The following is a 17,813-nucleotide window of genomic DNA, read 5'->3' as shown; positions in this document are numbered from 1 at the left end:
CCAGATGGAACGAATGCGCACCCTCGACAGGTGATTTAAATGTAACTATTGTTGTTACATGAAATCCGCGAACCCGCTTTCCGACGCCCTGCATGTGATGGCGCACCTGGTCGGCCAGGCCGCCCCGCGCACCTCCGAGCAGCTGGCCTCGTGCCTGCCGACCCATCCGGTGGTGATCCGCCGCCTGCTGGCGCAGCTGCACAAGGCCGGCCTGGTGCGCAGCACACGCGGTCATGGCGGTGGCAGCCAGCTGGCACGCGATGCCGCAACGATCACCCTGCATGACATCTATCTGGCCGTGGGCGCACCCCCGCTGGTGCAGGTCGGCGCCCGCGATTCCGGCGGCGGCTGCCCGATCCAGCAGCTGGTCAACGGCGCCCTGCTCGAGGGTGCACGCGAGGCGCAGCGCCTGCTCGAAGCGCGGCTGCAGGCGACCATGCTGGACCAGCTCGGCGCCGACTTCGCCCGCCATCTCGCCCATCACCGTTCCCTGGAAGGTCACCATGAATCCTGATGTGCTCATCGTCGGCGGCAGCTATGCCGGCATCGCCGCCGGCCTGATCCTGGCCCGTGCCCGCCGCCCGGTCACGGTCATCGACGCCGGATTGCCGCGCAACCGCTTCGCCAGCCATTCGCATGGCGTGCTGGGGCTGGATGGCACCAGTGGCGCCGAGCTGCTGAAGACTGCGCGCCAGCAACTGCTGGACTACCCCAGCGTGCGCTGGCTGCACGCAGAGGCGGTGCAGGCCACCGCCAGCGCAGAGGGCGTGGAGGTGCGTACCGCCGACGGCCAGGTGCTGGCCGCACGCAAGCTGTTGCTGGCCAGTGGCATCGCCGACCAGCTGCCGGAGCTGCCCGGGCTGGCCGAGCGTTGGGGCAGCACTGTACTGCACTGCCCCTACTGCCACGGCTACGAAGTGGGTGGTGGCGCCATCGGCCTGCTTGGTGGTCACCCGATGTCCGCCAGCAAGGCGCCACTGTTCGCCGATTGGGGAAATGTCACCTTCTTCAGCCAGGGCCTGCCGATCACCGATGAGGAGCAGGCCGCCATGCAGCAGCGCGGCGTGCAGATCGAGACCACACCGGTGGTGGGCGTGCAGGGTGACCAGCCGACCTGGCTGGAAGTGGAGCTGGCCGATGGACGCCGCATCGCCCAGCGGGCGCTGTTCGTGCCGGCACTGCAGGCAATGGCCACGCCACTGGTGCAGCAGCTGGGCTGCGCGTTGGCCGAGAGCCCGCTGGGCGTGCTGATCGAGGTCGACATGATGAAGCTCACCTCGGTGCCGAACGTGTATGCCGCAGGCGATGCCACAACGGTCGGCAACATCACGTTGGCTGCTGCCGAGGGCGTGCGCGCGGGCATTGGCGTGCACCATGCGCTGGTGGCCGAGGACAGCGTGCCGCGTTGATCGGGCGTGTTCCGGTAGATGCCGACCTTGGTCGGGGCTGTTCCATCCACGCATGGAGTGGATCCACCGCAATCGGGTGCGGTGGGTGCCGGCCTTGGCCGGCACCGTTCCATCATCCCTTCACGCACAGCACCTGCCGCAGCGTGTGCACCACGTCCACCAGGTCCAGCTGGGCGGCCATCACGTCATCGATCGACTTGTACGCCGCCGGTGACTCGTCCAGCACGCCGCTGTCCTTGCGGCATTCCACATGCGCGGTGGCCTCGCGGTGCTGGGCCAGCGTGATCTGCTGGCGTGCAGCGCCACGGCTCATCACCCGGCCGGCACCGTGGCTGCAGCTGTGGAAGCTGTCCGCGTTGCCCTTGCCACGCACGATGTAGCTGCGCGTGCCCATGCTGCCGGGAATGATGCCCAGCTCGCCCTCGCGCGCACTGACCGCGCCCTTGCGTGTCACCAGCAGTTCCTGCCCGTGGTGCGTTTCCTTCTGCACGTAGTTGTGGTGGCAGTTCACCGCCATCGCGGCCAGCTGGAACTTCGGCAAGCGGTGACGCATCTCGGCCAGCACCCGCGACATCATCGCCTCGCGGTTCTGCCGCGCGTAGTCCTGCGCCCACGACACGGCTTCGACGTAGTCGTCGAACAGCGGCTCGCCTTCCATGAAGAACGCCAGGTCCTTGTCCGGCAGGTGGAAGCCGAGCACGCGCCGTGCCAGCTCCTCGCGCGCCTTCTCGATGAAGTAGGTGCCGATCAGGTTGCCGGTACCGCGCGAGCCGCTGTGCAGCATCACCCACACCGTGTCCGTCTCGTCCAGGCACAGTTCGATGAAGTGGTTGCCGCCGCCCAGCGTTCCCAGCTGACGGTCGAGCTTGTCGGTGCGGATCCTGCGGTGCCTGTCCTTGATCTTCTCCAGTCCGGCGGCCAGCCCGGACTGCACCAGCCGCGTGTGGATGCTGTCGGGCATGCGCTGGTGCTCGCCGCCGCGCCCGTTGCCGACCGGGATGCTGCGCTCGATGCTGTTGCGCAGCTGCCGCAGGTCGTCGGGCAGGTCGTTGGCGCGCAGGGTGGTGCGCACGGCGGCCATGCCACAGCCGATGTCGACGCCGACCGCGGCCGGAATGATCGCGCCACGGGTCGGGATCACCGAGCCCACGGTCGCGCCCTTGCCCAGGTGCACGTCCGGCATCACCGCCACCCACGGCCCGACGAACGGGATCGCGGCGATGTTGCGCAGCTGCTCGTGGGCCTGCGCTTCCAGCGGAACGCCGTTGACCCAGCCCTTGATCGGCGTGGTGCCCTCGGCGTGCAGCCATTGATAGTTCTGTTGAGTGTCCATGTCTTCGTCTATGTCCTTGATGGGCCGGTGGCGCGTCCCTGCGCCACCGCTGCCCCCTACCTGATCGTCACCAGCTGCTTCAGCACGCCATCCAGGCCGCCGAACACGGTGAGCTTGTCGATCTTCTCGGTGACCTTCTCCAGTGCCTCCAGCTCCTTCAAGCGCATCAGCACCGGGTTGTCCTCGATCAGCTTTGCGGTGTTGAGCTGCGAACGCGTGGCGTTGGCCTCCTCGCGGCGACGGATCACGCTGGCCTGGGCCTGCTTCTCGGCCAGCACCACGCCGTTGAGGATCTCCTTCATCTCGCCCGGCAGGATCACGTCCTTGATGCCCACGCCGAGCAGCCGCACGCCATGGCCCTCGATCGCGGCCTGCACATGGGCGGCGATCTCGCCGTCCAGCGCCGCCCTGTCGCCCAGCAGCTCGTCCAGGCTGCGCGCGGCAATCGCCTGGCGCAGGCCGAACTGCAGCTGCCGATAGACGAACTCATCGGCATTGCTGAGCGTGCGGTGTGCACGCACCGGGTCGATCACCTGCACGGTCGCGGCCAGGTTCACACGCAGGGTCACCTTGTCGCGGCTGAGCAGCTCCTGGCCGGACACGTCCAGTGAACGTGCACGCAGTTCCACACGCTCCACCGACACGTTGCCGTTGAAGTTCCAGAACGCGTGCAGGCCGGCATCCAGCGTCTGCCGCAGCGTGCCGTCGATGAACAGCAGGCCGACCGACTCGCTCGGGACGGTGCTGATCACCGCCACACGCGGCAGCACGCCCAACTGGCCCAGGCGCTGCTGCACGTCCGCCGCAATGCGCGGATCGTCACCCAGCGCCATCACGCGTACCTGGGTGTCGACCGAACCGCGCCAGTACAGACGGCGGCTGCCCGGCGGCAGCACTTCATCGATGCGGCCGTTGCGCAGCAACAGGCCGACCTCGCCGGCGCCGACGTTGGCCAGCACGAAGTGCGTGTCCAGCGTCGCGCCCAGCGCTTCGATCAGGCTGTCCTGATCGCTGCCGGTGTAGGCCGCGCCCTTCGATGCGTTGTGGAGGTCCACCTGCGGGCGGCCGCCGAACAGCGACAGGCGGTGCACACCCGGCAGCAGGATCTGCTGGAAGCGACGGTTGCGATACACCAGGCCGCGCTCGCCGTCGCCGATCACGACCTTGATGGTCCAGAACATGGGAGTCTCTCCTTGTATGGCTCTGGTGGTTCGACCCGATGGAATGAATGCCATGACCCGGGTCGAACCGGTCGTGGCAGGACAGGCGGCACACGCTGTGCCGCCTGCGGAAGAGGGCGGCCATCGGCGGACGGTCCGCGCGCGGGGCCATCGGTGCACCGGCAGTGCTGCCATCGTCGTTCCCGGCAGGCAGCACCGGGGCGGAACGTGGCTGGCAGTGGCGGCGGGCCGGGGCCCGGCGTGCGGTCCGTTGCCTTCCACGTTCCTGCCCGAAGGCGATGTCCGTGGACGGCGACGATGGCCGCTGGGGCTTGCGCCCCGGGTGTTGCTTCAAGTCATGACGTGGAAGGTCATGTGGTTGGAGTGGGAATCGAACCCACGACAGACGGAATCAGGATCCGTTGCTCTACCCTACTGAGCTATCCAGTGGTGAACCGCGCGGAATCGAACCGCGTGCCGGCGAACCGGCGCCTGCCTCCAGCAGGCGATCCAGGCGATGGCATGTCCGCGACCTCCGGCATACGCCACGGCAACGCCGCGCGCACCAGCCCGTGGATGAAACGGGACCGTTGGAGAATCGAGGGTGCAGGCCAACGACATTATCGCGAGCGATAATGTTTGGGTGCGATGCAGATAATGTCCAGGCGTCGCCACTCGCGCGAAGTAAATCCTTCGGCGGGGCGGAAAAACCTGGGTCAGTGAGCGGCGGGTTGCCGCGCGGGGTGCAGTTCTGGCATCGCGGGTCCTTGTGCCGACGCAAACGAAAACGCCCCCGGGACTTGCGTTCCGAGGGCGTCGTCAGGCCTCGGAGATCGGGGTGGCCGATCTCCGCAGGGCGGATATCAGGCCGTTGTCAGCTGGATTTCCTTGCCGAACGCGCGCGCCAGCACGTCCATGCGCAGGCATGGCAGCAGTTTGGCGATGGCGACGGAATGCGCGTTCAAGGGAAGTTTCCAGTGGTTGTTGAAACGAGGTGCGCACGATAAACCACGATTTAGTCGCGTGCAACCATTTTGTTCAATTATTTTCTTCGGTGTATGTGTCATGCCGGCCAGCGGCCGGCACTACCGGGTCTCAGGCTTCCGTGCTGGCGGCGTCGAGTTGCGCGACATCCTGCACGCTCAACGACAGGTTCGCTGCGGCCAGCAGGTCGTGCAGCTGCTCGACGCTGGTGGCGCTGACGATCGGTGCGGTGATCGACGGCCGTGCGATCTGCCATGCCAGTGCGATCTGCGCGGCGCTGGCGCCGTGCTTGCTGGCCACGTCATCCAGTGCCTGCAGGATGCGCAGGCCGCGCGGGTTCAGATAGCGCTTCACCACCGTTTCGCCACGTGCCGGGCTCTTGGCTGCATCGGCCGGCGTGCGGTACTTGCCGCTGAGGAAGCCACTGGCCAGCGCGTAGTAGCCGATCACGCCGATCTGTTCGCGCTGCACCAGCGGTTCCAGTTCCTTTTCGTAGCCGGCGCGGTCATACAGGTTGTACTCCGGCTGCAGGGTTTCGTAACGCGGCAATTTGTAGTCGGTGGACACCTTCAACGCATCGGCGAGGCGGGTGGCGCTGTAGTTGGACGCACCGATCGCACGCACCTTGCCGGCTTCGATCAGGCGCCCGAACGCGGCCAGGGTCGCTTCCAGCGGCGTCGACTCGTCATCCTCGTGGGCCTGGTACAGATCGATCACGTCGGTCTGCAGGCGGCGCAGCGAATCCTCGACCGCGGCATTGATGTTGTCCGGGGTCAGGCCAGGGCGTTCGGCCCATTTGGCCACCTTGGTTGCGAGCACCACCTTGTCGCGCTTGCCGCTGCGGGCAAACCACTTGCCGATCAGCGTTTCCGATTCGCCGCCGGCATTGCCTGGCACCCACGCCGAATACACATCGGCGGTGTCGACCAGGTTGAAGCCGGCATCGACGAAGGCATCGAGCAGGGCGAAGCTGGCCTTCTCATCGGCGCTCCAGCCGAACACGTTGCCACCGAAGGCGAGCGGACGTACATGCAGGCCGGAACGGCCCAGTTCGCGGGTTGCCGTCATGGGCACGGACTCCTTGGGGGAAGTGCTCCAGAATAAAACGCGTTGTGTGACCGTGCTGCGGCGATGGCCACAAAACAGTGTTCCGCGACACGCACGCTGCTAACGTTTTGTGAACACCTGGGACGCTGCGACTGCTAGTCTCGCCGCATCTTCCGCTGGAGTCGTTCCGATGATGCCTGCTTCGTCCCTGCGTGGTTGCCGACTGCTGCTTGCCTCGGCCCTGCTTGCTGCTGTTCCCGCGTTCGCCGCACCGGCCACGGTAGCGCCGGCGAAGATCCAGGTATCGCCGGCCATCGACGCAGCGGTGAAGGCGCCCACCCGCGATGCCAACAACGTCAAGCGCGATGGCTTCCGTCATCCGGCGCAGACGCTGTCGTTCTTCAAGGTGGCTCCGGAAAAGACCGTCATCGAGATCACCCCTGGCAACGGCTGGTACTCGGAGATCCTGGCGCCGCTGCTGCATGACAAGGGTCATTACGTCGCTGCCGTGGTCGATCCGATGGCCGTGCCCGAAGGCCGTGGCCGCGATTACCAGCAGCGCAGCCGCGACAGCCTGGAAAAGAAGTACGCCGGCGCACCGGCACAGTTCGGCAAGACCGCCGTGGTCGCCTACGATCCGGCCAAGCCGGTGTTCGGCCCGGCCAATTCAGCCGACGTGGTGCTGACCTTCCGCAACGTGCACAACTGGCGCAAGGCCGGCCAGGCGCAGGGCATGTTCCAGGGCTTCTTCAACGTGCTCAAGCCGGGTGGCGTGCTGGGGGTGGTCGAGCATCGTGCCAATGCCGATGTGGCCGACGACGATGACACCGGCTATGTCGGCCAGCAGCAGGTGATCGCGATGGCCGAGGCCGCCGGCTTCAAGCTGGATGCGCGCAGCGAGGTCAACGCCAACCCGCGCGATACCAAGGACCACCCGAACGGCGTGTGGACGCTGCCGCCGACCAACCAGCACGACAAGGCCGACGACGCGAAGTACCAGGCGATCGGCGAGAGCGACCGCATGACCCTGCGCTTCATCAAGCCGTAAGGGGGTAGCGCCGGGCCACGCCCGGCGAGCGCAGCGGCGCTGCAATGGACGTACTGTGTATCCGCCGGGCATGGCCCGGCGCTACCGCCAATGGAGTGGACTGTTGAAGAAGGTGCTGTACTTCGCCTTCGCATTGATGGCGCTGCCGCGGTTGTACGACTTCGTGTTCCATGCGGGTCACGTGCATGACCTGGTGGCGGCGGCAGGTTTTACGGCGCTGCTCGTTGGTGGCCTGTGGGACGAGCGTGCGCGCAGGGCCTGCCCACCGGTAGCGCGGCTGCGGCACCAGGCCAACGCGGCCGCCACGTGCGGCGTGGTGCTGGTGCTCGTCGCGCTGTTGATGGAAAGGAAGGTCTTCGGCTGAGTAGCCGGTGATCGCGGCGGCGATGCGGGAATGGGACAATGCCCTACCTGCCGCCCGCCGTGCCTGCAATGCTGATCGCCTTCAACAAGCCCTTCAACGTGCTCTGCCAGTTCACCGACCGCAGCGTGCCGCCGCGGCCGACCCTGGCCGGGTTCGGCCTGCCGCCGCGCGTGTATGCCGCTGGCCGGCTCGACCATGACAGCGAGGGCCTGCTGCTGCTGACCGACAACGGTACGCTGGCGCACAAGCTGACCGATCCCAGGCACAAGGCCGACAAGACCTACTGGGTGCAGGTGGAAGGCACGCCCAGCGATGAGCAGCTGCAACGCTTGCGCGAAGGCGTGGTGCTCAACGACGGCCCGACGCTGCCGGCGAAGATCGAACGCCTTGATCCGGCGCCGTCGCTGTGGACGCGTGATCCACCGGTCCGCTTCCGCAAGACCGTGCCCGACAGTTGGCTGGCGATCACGATCCGCGAGGGCCGCAACCGGCAGGTGCGGCGGATGACGGCGGCGGTGAACCTGCCAACGCTGCGCCTGGTGCGCGTTTCGATGGGGCCGTACCGGCTGGATGACCTGCAGCCGGGGCAGTGGCGGCAGATCGGTTGAAATGAAAAGGCCGGAGCCCTTCCTGCGGAAGGACCCCGGCCCTGGCAGCGGCCGACGATCTCAGGCGTCGCTGCCGATATCACTGTGCTCATCCACCACGGTGTCGTTGCGGCGGTCACGTGCATTGATGCGCTGCGCCTGCCCATTCACCACGTGGCCATTGGCGGCCTTCTTCTTCTGCTGCTTGCGGTACAGCGCATAGCCGAGCAGGCCCACGCCGACCGCAGCTGCGGCCACGGCCACTGCCGGATTGCGGCGCACGAACTTGGTCGCGGCCTTGCCGCCGGTCTTCACTGCGCCGATGGCGGCGCCGGTCTTGATCCAGTCCGCGTTGCGCAGGCTGCCACCGGCGCTCTTCAGGCCATCGCCGGCGGTGTGGGCCAGCTCCAGGGCGCGCTCCAGAGCGCGGTCGGTGATTACGGTCAGCTTGCTCATGCGGGGGTCCTTTGCCTCGGGTCGAAGTCCAGTGTCGCGTGTTGCCCGTAAACGGTATGTCAGTCGGGGCTACGCATGGTGTGACTCTACTCCAGCCATTCAGGATCAGGCAGGGTGGGGTCGGATCCCTTTCCGTTGGGAAAGGGCTCTGACCCCAGCGCGATGTATGCGGTCAGAGCCCATTGCGATGCAATGGGATCCGACCCCGCCCCCTCAGGTTCCGCGCGGCTTGGCCCGGTGCGTCGCTATCGCGGTCCACGGATCATCCGGCCACGGATGGCGCGGGTAGCGGCCCTTCATTTCCTTCTTCACCTCGGCATAGGTGTTCTCCCAGAAGTTGCGCAGGTCCTGGGTGACCTGCAGCGGGCGGCCGCCGGGGGAGAGCAGGTGCAGGGTCAGCGGCACGCGGCCATCGGCGATGCGCGGCGTGTCGGCCAGGCCAAACAGTTCCTGCAGTTTCACCGCCAGCACTGGCGGCAGCGGATCACCACTCTCGCTGTCCAATGCATAGCTGATCGGCCGCTCCAGCCCGGACGGCACGGTGATGCGGGTCGGCGCATGACGCTCGACCAGCTGCCGCTGCGACCACTCCAGCGGCGACTTCAACGCTTCGCCGAAGCTGGATTCGTCCAGCGCATCCAGACGGCTCTTGCCGGCGAACGCGGGCTGCAACCACTGCGCGCGGTTGGCCAGCAGGGCGTCGTCGCTGCAGTCGGGCAGGCCGAGCTCCGGCATCCAGCGCCGCAGCGATTCGACCCGTGCCTGCCACTGGCGCAGGCCTTCGGTCCACGGCAAGGCGTGCAGGCCGAGTTCGGCGACCGCGTCGGTCAGCGCCTGCGCGGCGTGCTGCGGATCGACCCGGCCGGCAGAGCGGCTGTCCAGCACGATCCGGTCGAAACGGGTCTCGCGCAGTGCCACCAGGGCGCGTCGCTCGCTGTCCCAGCGCACTACGTCTTCGGTGACGAAGCGCTCCGGCCATGCCTTGCGCAGCCGATCTTCGTCCACCGGCGCGGCGCGCAGCAGCAGTGCATCGCGCGCCTCGAAGCGCAGTTCGCTGGCGACCAGCCACGGTTCGCCGCGCAGGTCGCTCAGCTCGTGCAGGCGCGCGCTGCGGCCATTGGCCAGCAGGTAGCGCAGCGGATCGCTGGGATGCTGGAAACCGATCCGGTCGGGAAAGGCGTGCGCAAGCAGGTCACCGAGTTCGTGCGCCTCGATGCTGGCCGGCGGCGTAGCCTCGCAGCGCAGGCGGCGACGCCACTGCTTGGCGGCGGCATCGATCGCGGCCAGTCCGCTGCGGTTGGCATCGCCCGGTGCGCGGCCATTGCGGAACGCGGCCAGTGCGCGCCAGCGGGCCGCCAGCGCGTCACCGCCCTGACGCAGCGGGTCGCGGGCTTCCAGCAGTGCGGCCAGATCCGCCGCCAGTGCCTGCGCGCGTGCATCCGGCGCGGCCAGCAGCATTGCCGCCATCCGCGGGTGCGTGCCCAATGCCAGCACGCGCCGGCCGAGTGCGGTGATCGCGCCACTGCCGGACAGGGCACCGAGACGCTGCAGCAGTTCGCGCGCCGCGCTCATCGGGCCGGTCGGTGGTGGATCGAGGAAGCGCAGATCGCTGCTGCCCCAGGCCGCCAGTTCCAGCGCCAGCCCGGCCAGCTCCACCTGGTCGATCTCGGCGCGGCGCTGCGGTTCCAGCCGCTGCGATTGCGGCCACAGCCGCCAGGCCACGCCCTCGGCCACGCGTCCGGCACGGCCGGCACGCTGGTCGGCCGAGGCCTGCGCGATCGCCACCACGTCCAGCCGGGTGAAGCCGCTGTTGGGGTCGTAGCGCGGTTCGCGCGCCTGGCCGCTGTCGATCACCACGCGCACGCCGGGCAGGGTCACCGAAGACTCGGCCACGTTGGTGGCCAGCACTACGCGGCGGCGGCCGTCGCTGGCGGCCTGCAGTACGCGCGCCTGCTGTTCCACCGGCAACTCACCATGCAGTGCCAGTACCTCGACGTTGCCGTCCAGTGATTCCTGCAGCCCGGCCTGGACGCGCGCAATCTCGCGCTGGCCGGGCAGGAACACCAGCACGTCGCCGGGGTGTTCGGCCAGCGCCTGCTGCACCGCTCGGCGCACCTGCAGCTCCAGCGCTTCATCGCGGCGCGCCGGGAAATGGCTGATCGCCACCGGGTAGCTGCGGCCCTCGCTGCTCAGGCGCGGTGCATCCAGGAAGCGCGCCAGCCGCTCGCCATCCAGCGTGGCCGACATCACCACCAGGCGCAGGTCATCGCGCAGCTGGGCCTGAACGTCCAGCGCCAGCGCCAGGCCCAGATCGCCACTGAGATGGCGCTCGTGGAACTCGTCGAACAGGATCGCGCCGACGTCTTCCAGCATCGGGTCGTCCTGCAGCATGCGGGTCAGGATGCCTTCGGTGACCACCTCGATCCGCGTGCGCGACGAAACCTTGTTCTCGAAACGGATGCGGTAGCCGACGGTGCCGCCCACCTCTTCGCCCAGCTGCCGCGCCATGAACAGCGCGGCGCTGCGTGCGGCCACCCGGCGCGGTTCCAGCAGGATGATCTTCCGCCCCTGCAGCCAGGGTGCATCCAGCAGTGCCAGCGGCACCTGGGTGGTCTTGCCGGCGCCAGGTGGGGCTTCCAGCACCAGCCGCGGCTGCGCGGCCAGGTGCTGCTGGATCTGTGGCAGCAGCGGGGAAATCGGGAAGAGCGGGGCGTTCATGTGCAAAGGATAAGGGGCCACGGCGGGCGCAGGTACAATGCGCGGGCACTTTTCCCCCGCGATGACCATGCACCTGATCGATATCGGCGCCAACCTGACCCACGATTCCTTCGACCGCGACCGTGACGCCGTGCTGGACCGCGCGCGCCAGGCCGGCGTGGTGCAGATGGTCATCACCGGTGCCAGCCGCGAGCACTCGCCGCTGGCCCTGCAGCTGGCGCAGCAGCATCTGGGCTTCCTGTATGCCACCGCCGGCGTGCACCCGCATCATGCGGTGGAATACACCGACGAATGCGATGCCGAGATGCGCGCGCTGCACGCCCACCCGGAAGTGGTGGCGGTGGGTGAGTGCGGGCTGGACTACTTCCGTGACTTCTCGCCGCGCCCGGCCCAGCACCGCGCGTTCGAGCGCCAGCTGCAGCTGGCCGCTGAGAATGGAAAGCCGCTGTTCCTGCACCAGCGCGACGCGCATGCCGATTTCATGGCACAGATGAAGAACTTCGAGGGCCGCATCGGCCCGGCGGTGGTGCACTGCTTCACCGGTGAACGCGACGAACTGTTCGACTACCTGGACCAGGACTGGTACATCGGCATCACCGGCTGGCTGTGCGATGAGCGCCGTGGCGCGCACCTGCGTGAACTGGTGAAGAACATCCCGGCCAACCGCCTGATGATCGAGACCGACGCGCCGTACCTGCTGCCGCGCACGCTGAAGCCGATGCCGAAGGACCGCCGCAACGAACCGATGTTCCTGTCCCACATCGTGGAAGAGCTGGCACGTGACCGTGGCGAGGACGTTGCGGTGACCGCGGCCAATGCCACTGCTGCCACGCGCACGTTCTTCCGCCTGCCCAACGCCGGTTGATCCGTAGAGCCGAGCCCATGCTCGGCTTATCGCGCGCAGCGCGAAAGACGCAAAGAGCAGCCGAGCATGGGCTCGGCTCTACAAAGAGCTGTCCGGTAGCGCCGGGCCATGCCCGGCGAGCGAAGCGGCCAGCGCCTGCAGTCCTTCCCGATACGTCGGAAACCGCGGTGCCCACCCCAGCGCCGCACGCGTGCCACGATTGTCGATGCGCTTGTTGCTTTCGTAGAAGCGGCGCAACGCCGGGCTCAGCACCGGGTCGTCCCAGGCCACGGCCGGCGGCAGCGCAAACCCACCCAGCTGCGCGGCGAAGGCCAGCACCTCCTGCGGCGGTGCCGGCTCGTCGTCACTGGGCAGGTACAACCCTTGTGCGGTGGGGCGCTGCATCGCGGCGATGATGACCGCCGCCAGGTCCTGCACGTGCAGCCGGTTGAACACCAGGCCGGGGCGGATCACGTGGCGTGCGCGGCCCTGTGACAACTGCACCAGCGCATTGCGGCCTGGTCCGTACAGGCCGGGCAGGCGGAACACCGCCGAGGCGATGCCGCGTTGTCCGGCCAGTGCACGCCACTGTGCTTCCGCCAGCCGGCGCTGCACGCCGGCCGCGTCGGTGGCATCGGCCGCGCTGCGCTCATCGATCCAACCGCCGGCGCGGTCGGCATACACCGACGTCGACGACAGATAGCCGACCCAGCGCAATGCCGGGTTGGCCTGCAGCGCGGGCAACAGCAGGCGCAGTGCCGGGTCACCCTCGGCATCTGGCGGCACGCTGCACAAAACGGCGTTGGCCTGTGCGATTTCCTCGAGCAGGGATGGCGAGGGCGAGGCGTCGGCATGCAACCGGTGTCGACGCAGGCCATCGTCGGGCGCCGCCGCCGGATCACGCACCGTCCCCGCAACCTGCACGCCGCGCGCCTGCAACTGCGTGGCCAGCACGCACCCGCTCCAGCCCAGGCCGAGGATCAGCACCCGCGCCGGCAGTGCGTTGGCCTGCAACGCGAAGCTCACGCGCTGCGCAGTGCCTGATAGGCCTGCAGGCTGCTGTAGGCGACCTGCAGCAGCAGGGCTTCCTGGTCGGCCCTGCGGGCACGCGCCAGCATGTCGCCGACGATCTGCTCGGCTTCCACCTGCTGGCCTGCTTCCAGGTCGCGCAGCATCGACGCCTTCAGGGCAGATCCTGCCTGGGTCAAGGTACCGCGCGCGGTGTCCTGCGCAGCTTCGGGAATCGGTTCACCGGCGGCCTCGGCCACGGCCAGGCACTCGTCATACAAGGCACGCACGATCGCCTCGCCATCGTGGGTAGCGACGATGGTGCCGATATCGGCGCGCAGCAGGCAGGTGGCCGCGGCCAGCGCGGTCAGGAAGGTGTACTTGACCCACTGTTCCTGGCCGATGCGTTCGCTGGCCAAGTGATCCAGGTTGGCCTGCGCGCAGACCGCAGCGAAGTCGCGCACGCGCGCGGAGACCGCGCCGCCATCGCGCTCGCCGAAGGTGAGCTTGGCCGGCTTGCCCAGATGCAGCACCGCGCCATCGGGCGCCTTGGTGGCGCTGATGAAGCACAGCCCACCGAGCACCGCCTCGCGGCCGAAGCGCAGATCCAGCGCGTTGTAGTGATGCAGGCCATTGAGGATGGGCAACACGGTGGTGCCTGCGCCAACGGCTGGGGCAATGGCGTCAACCGAGCTGTCCAGGTCGTAGGCCTTGCAGCTGAGGATGACCAGGTCGAACGGCTTCTGCGCGGCCAGTGCGGGCAGCGCATCAGCAGTGACGTGCTGCACCGGGAAGCGGGCGTCGCCGAGCGGGCTGCGGATGACCAGGCCATCGCGGTCCAGCTGCGCTGCGCGGGCGGGGCGCACGAGGAAGGTTACGTCCACGCCGGCCTGGGCCAGGCGACCACCGAAGTAACCGCCGGTACCGCCGGCGCCGAGGATCAGGATGCGCATTGCACGTTCACCGTGTTCTGGGGGAATCATGATGGCGATTGTGCCGGAGATTGCGACCAGCGTCGGTGCCCCTCGTGGTGGTTCGCGGAAAGCACTGTTCAGTGGAGTTGGCCGGGCGCGGCCACCGCGGGAAGCCGTTCAAGAGCGGAAGCGGGTCGCTCGCTGCGCTCGCCCATGTAGAGCGGTGCTCAGCGCAGCTGTTCGCTGAAGTCTTCGGTGTATCCCAACAGAAGCGTGGTGCGGGTGGCCAGCGTCGCAGCCAGTTGCGACCAGGTGTCGTCCCTTCCTGCGGCATAGATGCGCTGCAGGCCCGCCACCAACGCGCTCGCCTCTGCTGGCGATGGCGCGCGGTCATGCTGGAAGCCCAGCCACGATGCGCCAAGCCCGAACAGGCGGTAGCCATGGTGTTCCTGCAGGTGCCGGATCAGGGCGTGGTTCTGGAAGATGTCCCAGTCGGCGCTGAAGTAGCCATTGGGCAGGGCGGCGATCAGCAGGTCGTCACGGGCCACGGGTACCTGCTGCACGCAGACCACCTCGTCGACGATCAGATCCGGCGCGGCATTGGCAGCAACCAGCGCCTCGATGTCTGCGTCACTGCACATCAGCGTGCCTGCCAGCGCGCTCCATTCCAGCCGATGAGAGGAATGCTCGAGCTGCGCGATGACATGCGCCAGCAACCGCTCGCGTGCCGCCAACGCATCGTCGGGGGTTGCCGGGTCTTCGTCCTCGTACAGCGCGATGCGCGCGTCGTCTGAGGCGTGCATGCTGGTGTAGCGGCACTGACCGGCATCATCGAGCGTGCACAGATAGCGGTACCGGGGATCAGCTGCGTGTCGTGTGGCCAGGTATTCCAGCACCTCATCCAGCGTGGGCGAATCGCCCAGCAGCGCGTGGCTGAAGGCATCGATGGGGCCGTCCGACACGGCCTTGTCCAACGGAATGGAAGTGATCTTCATCGCCACAGCCTAGCCGCAATCCCGAACGAAAAGAGCCGGGCGTCGGCCTTACCGTGAACGCTCCATCTACGCATGGCGTGGATCCATCGTGTCGACCAAGGTCGACACCCACCAACAGCAGCGGCAATTTGTCGAAGGCGGGGTGGGTCCGGTTGCGGGGGTGTCTGCGGCATGGATGCCGCGGCCAAGCCTCCATGGACGGATTCACGGCGTCCCCCGCAACCGGACCCACCCCGCCATCCCTCGGCTAGTCAGCTTTTGCCGTTGAAGTTGACCTTGACGTTGATTCAGCGGGTGCAGGGCCGCAGGCCCTGCAGGCAGAACTCAGCTGCGCATGCCCACGCCACGGCGCAGCAGCCACAGCGCCAGCGCCGTCAGTACCACCACGAAGCCGATCATCAGGCCGTAGGCCACCGGCAGCGGTACGTCACTGCTGCCCAGCAGGCCATAGCGGAACGCGTTGACCATGTAGAAGATCGGGTTGGCGTGGGTGGCCGCCTCGGCCCAGCCCGGCAGCAGCTTCACCGAGTAGAACACGCCGCCCAGATAGGTCAGCGGGGTCAGGATGAAGGTCGGCACGATCGCCACGTCGTCGAACTTCTTCGCATACACCGCGTTGATGAAGCCGGCCAGCGAGAAGATCGTCGCGCCCAGGATCACCGTGGTCAGCATCACGATCGGATGCGGAATACGCACCGGGGTGAAGAACATCGCGATGATCAGCACGATCACGCCCACCATCAGGCCGCGCAGCACGGCACCGGCCACGTAGCCCCACAGGATCACCCAGTTCGGCATCGGGCTGACCAGCAGCTCTTCCACGTGGCGGCCGAACTTGGCACCGAAGAACGAGGAACTGATGTTGCCGTAGCTGTTCTGGATCACGCTCATCATCACCAGGCCCGGCACGATGAACTGCATGTAGGTGTAGCCGCCCATGTCACCCACGCGCGACCCGATCAGGTTGCCGAAGATCAGGAAGTACAGGGTCATGGTGATCGCCGGCGGCACCAGGGTCTGGCCCCAGATGCGCATGATGCGGGCGACTTCGCGGCGCACGATGGTCATCAGCGCGACGCGGTTGCGCTGGCCGTCGGTCAGCTCGGTGGTGCTCATGCGGAGGTCTCCAGGTTGCCGGTGAGGCGCACGAACAGCTCCTCCAGGCGGTTGCTCTTGGTGCGCATCGAACGCACGCGGATGCCGGCCTCGTTCAGCGTGGCGAACACGCGGTTGAGGTCCATGGCGCGCGGCATGTCGATGTCCAGCGTGTGCGGGTCCGGGGCGGTCAACGTCGCGCCTTCGATCACCGGTAGCTGCGCCGGCAGCTCACCGTCGATGTCCAGCAGGAAGCCTTCCACGTCCAGCTTGGCCAGCAGGGCGCGCATCGGGCCCTGCTCGACGATCTGGCCGTGGTTGATGATCGCCAGGTGGCGGCACAGATACTCGGCCTCTTCCAGGTAGTGCGTGGTGAGGATGATCGTGGTGCCGGCGGCATTGATCTCCTTCAGCACGCGCCACATGTCGCGGCGGATCTCGATGTCCACGCCGGCAGTTGGTTCGTCCAGGATCAGCAGCCGCGGGCGGGTCATCATCGCGCGGGCGATCATCAGCCGGCGCTTCATGCCGCCGGACAGGGTGCGGCTCATCACCTGCGCCTTTTCCCACAGGTGCGCGCGCTTGAGTTCCTCTTCTGCGCGCTTTTCGGCTTCCTCGCGCGGCACGCCGTAGAAACCGGCGTAGTTCACCAGGATGTCGAAGGGCTTCTCGAACAGGTTGAAGTTGATTTCCTGCGGCACCAGCCCGATCAGGCGCATGGTGGCGCTGCGGTTGCGCACCAGGTCGCTGCCGAACACTTCCACCTGGCCTTCGCTGAGGTTGACCAGGGAGCTGATGATGCCGATCAGGGTCGACTTGCCGGCGCCGTTGGGGCCCAGCAGGGCGAAGAAGTCGCCCGGGGCCACTTCCAGGGAAACACCCTTCAGGGCCTGGGTGCCGTTGTCGTAGGTCTTGCGCAGGTCGCGCACGCGCAGGGCGGGCGCCGTATCGTTCTGGGATGCCAAGCTCGAAGCCTTCGCGCCCATGGGCTGGCGCTGGAGAGGGGGCGGGGAGGGGCTATTATAGAAGACCCCGAGGGCTTGCCCCGGCTACACACTGTCCCGAAAAGTCGTGCCTGTTCAATTCCCCCTCAAGCTGGTCGGCCGCCGCATGCTGGCCCCGACCGTCGGCCATTACCAGTTCGTGCGTGACGATGGACAGCCGCTGGATTTCCAGCCGGGCCAGTTCATCCAGGTCCATTTCAGCTACGCCGACGGCACCGAAACCAAGCGCAGCTACTCGCTGGCGACCATCCACGACCACGCGCTGGGCCCGGGCGAGGCGGTGGATATCGCGGTCAGTTTCGTGCCCGGCGGCGCCGCCACGGCGCTGTTCGAGGCGCTGGAGCACGGCGGCCAGGTCAGCGCGTCCGGCCCTTACGGCCGTTTCTGCCTGAACCCTGGCGACCACAATGCCCGCTACCTGCTGATTGCCACCGGTACCGGCGTCACGCCGTACCGCTCGATGCTGCCACTGCTGGAAACGGCCATGGCTGAGCGTGGCGTGCAGATCGTGCTGCTGCAGGGTGCGCGCAGCCCGGGCGAGCTGCTGTACAGCGAAGATTTCTACAGCTTCGCCGAAAAGCACCCGAACTTCCGTTATGTTCCGTGCCTGTCGCGCGAACTGCCGGCCGATCCACACCCGGACGTGCAGCATGGCTACGTGCAGCAGGCCCTGGCCGGTTTCTCGCCGGACCCGGCCACCGACATCGCCTACCTGTGCGGCAACCCGGACATGGTCGATGCCTGCGCCGAGCTGCTCAAGGCGGCTGGCCTGGGCAACCCGCAGATCCGCCGCGAGAAGTACGTCAGCAGCAAGTAAGCCAGGGTAGTGCCGGCCGCTGGCCGGCAA

17 protein-coding genes and 1 tRNA gene are annotated in these 17,813 nt (G+C 67.5%); 7 read left to right on the top strand and 11 right to left on the bottom strand.

Annotated elements, in window-relative coordinates; all coding sequences use genetic code 11:
• Positions 1-58: 58 nt before the first annotated feature.
• Positions 59-514, top strand: a complete 456-nt coding sequence (locus ACZK29_RS21115) for an Rrf2 family transcriptional regulator (RefSeq protein ID WP_478446469.1) — start codon at positions 59-61, stop codon at positions 512-514.
• Complete coding sequence (locus tag ACZK29_RS21110; protein WP_164146487.1) at positions 504-1,409, top strand: NAD(P)/FAD-dependent oxidoreductase; 906 nt, start codon at positions 504-506, stop codon at positions 1,407-1,409. The genes ACZK29_RS21115 and ACZK29_RS21110 overlap by 11 nt, the downstream gene beginning before the upstream one ends.
• A 112-nt stretch (positions 1,410-1,521) precedes the next feature.
• Here ACZK29_RS21110 and ACZK29_RS21105 read toward each other — a convergent pair whose 3' ends face one another.
• The 4 genes from ACZK29_RS21105 to ACZK29_RS21090 all read right to left on the bottom strand — a co-directional run bounded on the left by ACZK29_RS21105 (position 1,522) and on the right by ACZK29_RS21090 (position 5,954).
• Entirely contained in the window at positions 1,522-2,742 is a 1,221-nt protein-coding gene (locus ACZK29_RS21105) for an RtcB family protein (RefSeq protein WP_106549956.1), read from the bottom strand.
• Positions 2,743-2,798: 56 nt separating this feature from the next.
• Positions 2,799-3,923 carry a slipin family protein gene (locus ACZK29_RS21100; RefSeq protein ID WP_478446468.1) on the bottom strand — a complete coding sequence of 375 codons (1,125 nt, stop codon included), beginning with the start codon at positions 3,921-3,923 and terminating at the stop codon, positions 2,799-2,801.
• A gap of 355 nt (positions 3,924-4,278) precedes the next feature.
• Positions 4,279-4,349: transfer RNA gene (locus ACZK29_RS21095), tRNA-Gln, on the bottom strand.
• Positions 4,350-4,997: 648 nt separating this feature from the next.
• Complete coding sequence (locus ACZK29_RS21090; RefSeq protein ID WP_459047231.1) at positions 4,998-5,954, bottom strand: aldo/keto reductase; 957 nt, start codon at positions 5,952-5,954, stop codon at positions 4,998-5,000.
• A 169-nt stretch (positions 5,955-6,123) separates the two neighbouring features.
• Here ACZK29_RS21090 and ACZK29_RS21085 point away from each other — a divergent pair, with 169 nt between their 5' ends.
• The 3 genes from ACZK29_RS21085 (at position 6,124) to ACZK29_RS21075 (ending at position 7,953) form a co-directional block, all read left to right on the top strand.
• Positions 6,124-6,981, top strand: a complete 858-nt coding sequence (locus tag ACZK29_RS21085; RefSeq protein WP_111202337.1) for a class I SAM-dependent methyltransferase — start codon at positions 6,124-6,126, stop codon at positions 6,979-6,981.
• 112 nt (positions 6,982-7,093) lie between these two features.
• Positions 7,094-7,345, top strand: coding sequence for a hypothetical protein (locus ACZK29_RS21080; protein WP_478447100.1), 252 nt, complete (start codon positions 7,094-7,096; stop codon positions 7,343-7,345).
• A 68-nt stretch (positions 7,346-7,413) separates the two neighbouring features.
• On the top strand, positions 7,414-7,953 hold the full coding sequence (locus ACZK29_RS21075; protein ID WP_111202369.1) for a pseudouridine synthase: 540 nt from the start codon (positions 7,414-7,416) through the stop codon (positions 7,951-7,953).
• 60 nt (positions 7,954-8,013) lie between these two features.
• On the opposite strand, the gene ACZK29_RS21070 is transcribed toward ACZK29_RS21075, so the two are convergent.
• Positions 8,014-8,388: a hypothetical protein gene (locus tag ACZK29_RS21070; protein ID WP_019336760.1), complete on the bottom strand. Its 375-nt coding sequence runs from the start codon at positions 8,386-8,388 to the stop codon at positions 8,014-8,016.
• Between the two features lie 213 nt (positions 8,389-8,601).
• Positions 8,602-11,106, bottom strand: a complete 2,505-nt coding sequence (hrpB, locus tag ACZK29_RS21065; protein WP_478446467.1) for an ATP-dependent helicase HrpB — start codon at positions 11,104-11,106, stop codon at positions 8,602-8,604.
• A gap of 67 nt (positions 11,107-11,173) precedes the next feature.
• On the opposite strand from hrpB, the gene ACZK29_RS21060 reads away from it, so the two are divergent.
• A complete protein-coding gene (locus tag ACZK29_RS21060; RefSeq protein ID WP_111202370.1) occupies positions 11,174-11,971 on the top strand; it encodes a TatD family hydrolase in 798 nt (265 codons plus the stop codon).
• 78 nt (positions 11,972-12,049) lie between these two features.
• On the opposite strand, the gene ACZK29_RS21055 is transcribed toward ACZK29_RS21060, so the two are convergent.
• The 5 genes from ACZK29_RS21055 to ACZK29_RS21035 all read right to left on the bottom strand — a co-directional run bounded on the left by ACZK29_RS21055 (position 12,050) and on the right by ACZK29_RS21035 (position 16,948).
• Positions 12,050-12,976, bottom strand: a complete 927-nt coding sequence (locus tag ACZK29_RS21055) for a Rossmann-fold NAD(P)-binding domain-containing protein (RefSeq protein ID WP_111202340.1) — start codon at positions 12,974-12,976, stop codon at positions 12,050-12,052.
• Complete coding sequence (gene panE, locus ACZK29_RS21050; protein ID WP_111202341.1) at positions 12,973-13,911, bottom strand: 2-dehydropantoate 2-reductase; 939 nt, start codon at positions 13,909-13,911, stop codon at positions 12,973-12,975. The genes ACZK29_RS21055 and panE overlap by 4 nt, the downstream gene beginning before the upstream one ends.
• A 188-nt stretch (positions 13,912-14,099) precedes the next feature.
• The gene (locus tag ACZK29_RS21045) at positions 14,100-14,867 is read right to left on the bottom strand and encodes a hypothetical protein (protein ID WP_111202342.1); all 768 of its coding nucleotides are present in this window, start codon (positions 14,865-14,867) and stop codon (positions 14,100-14,102) included.
• A gap of 324 nt (positions 14,868-15,191) precedes the next feature.
• Entirely contained in the window at positions 15,192-15,983 is a 792-nt protein-coding gene (locus ACZK29_RS21040; RefSeq protein ID WP_111202343.1) for an ABC transporter permease, read from the bottom strand.
• Positions 15,980-16,948, bottom strand: coding sequence for an ABC transporter ATP-binding protein (locus ACZK29_RS21035; protein ID WP_099551730.1), 969 nt, complete (start codon positions 16,946-16,948; stop codon positions 15,980-15,982). The genes ACZK29_RS21040 and ACZK29_RS21035 overlap by 4 nt, the downstream gene beginning before the upstream one ends.
• Positions 16,949-17,033: 85 nt before the next feature.
• Between ACZK29_RS21035 and ACZK29_RS21030 the strand changes: the two genes are divergently transcribed.
• The gene (locus ACZK29_RS21030) at positions 17,034-17,783 is read left to right on the top strand and encodes a ferredoxin--NADP reductase (protein WP_106550660.1); all 750 of its coding nucleotides are present in this window, start codon (positions 17,034-17,036) and stop codon (positions 17,781-17,783) included.
• Positions 17,784-17,813 lie beyond the last annotated feature (30 nt).

This window comes from Stenotrophomonas sp. 89682_Sma (genome assembly GCF_056481405.1).
This window is presented reverse-complemented; position numbering and strand designations above follow the sequence as displayed.

Coding starts and splice junctions, on each gene's coding strand:
- ACZK29_RS21045 (WP_111202342.1), bottom strand. CDS start 14,867: ATGAAGATCACTTCCATTCCGTTGGACAAGGCCGTGTCGGACGGCCCC.
- ACZK29_RS21085 (WP_111202337.1), top strand. CDS start 6,124: ATGATGCCTGCTTCGTCCCTGCGTGGTTGCCGACTGCTGCTTGCCTCG.
- ACZK29_RS21105 (WP_106549956.1), bottom strand. CDS start 2,742: ATGGACACTCAACAGAACTATCAATGGCTGCACGCCGAGGGCACCACG.
- ACZK29_RS21115 (WP_478446469.1), top strand. CDS start 59: ATGAAATCCGCGAACCCGCTTTCCGACGCCCTGCATGTGATGGCGCAC.
- ACZK29_RS21075 (WP_111202369.1), top strand. CDS start 7,414: ATGCTGATCGCCTTCAACAAGCCCTTCAACGTGCTCTGCCAGTTCACC.
- ACZK29_RS21090 (WP_459047231.1), bottom strand. CDS start 5,954: ATGACGGCAACCCGCGAACTGGGCCGTTCCGGCCTGCATGTACGTCCG.
- ACZK29_RS21110 (WP_164146487.1), top strand. CDS start 504: ATGAATCCTGATGTGCTCATCGTCGGCGGCAGCTATGCCGGCATCGCC.
- ACZK29_RS21035 (WP_099551730.1), bottom strand. CDS start 16,948: ATGGGCGCGAAGGCTTCGAGCTTGGCATCCCAGAACGATACGGCGCCC.
- ACZK29_RS21070 (WP_019336760.1), bottom strand. CDS start 8,388: ATGAGCAAGCTGACCGTAATCACCGACCGCGCTCTGGAGCGCGCCCTG.
- panE (WP_111202341.1), bottom strand. CDS start 13,911: ATGCGCATCCTGATCCTCGGCGCCGGCGGTACCGGCGGTTACTTCGGT.
- ACZK29_RS21040 (WP_111202343.1), bottom strand. CDS start 15,983: ATGAGCACCACCGAGCTGACCGACGGCCAGCGCAACCGCGTCGCGCTG.
- hrpB (WP_478446467.1), bottom strand. CDS start 11,106: ATGAACGCCCCGCTCTTCCCGATTTCCCCGCTGCTGCCACAGATCCAG.
- ACZK29_RS21060 (WP_111202370.1), top strand. CDS start 11,174: ATGCACCTGATCGATATCGGCGCCAACCTGACCCACGATTCCTTCGAC.
- ACZK29_RS21100 (WP_478446468.1), bottom strand. CDS start 3,923: ATGTTCTGGACCATCAAGGTCGTGATCGGCGACGGCGAGCGCGGCCTG.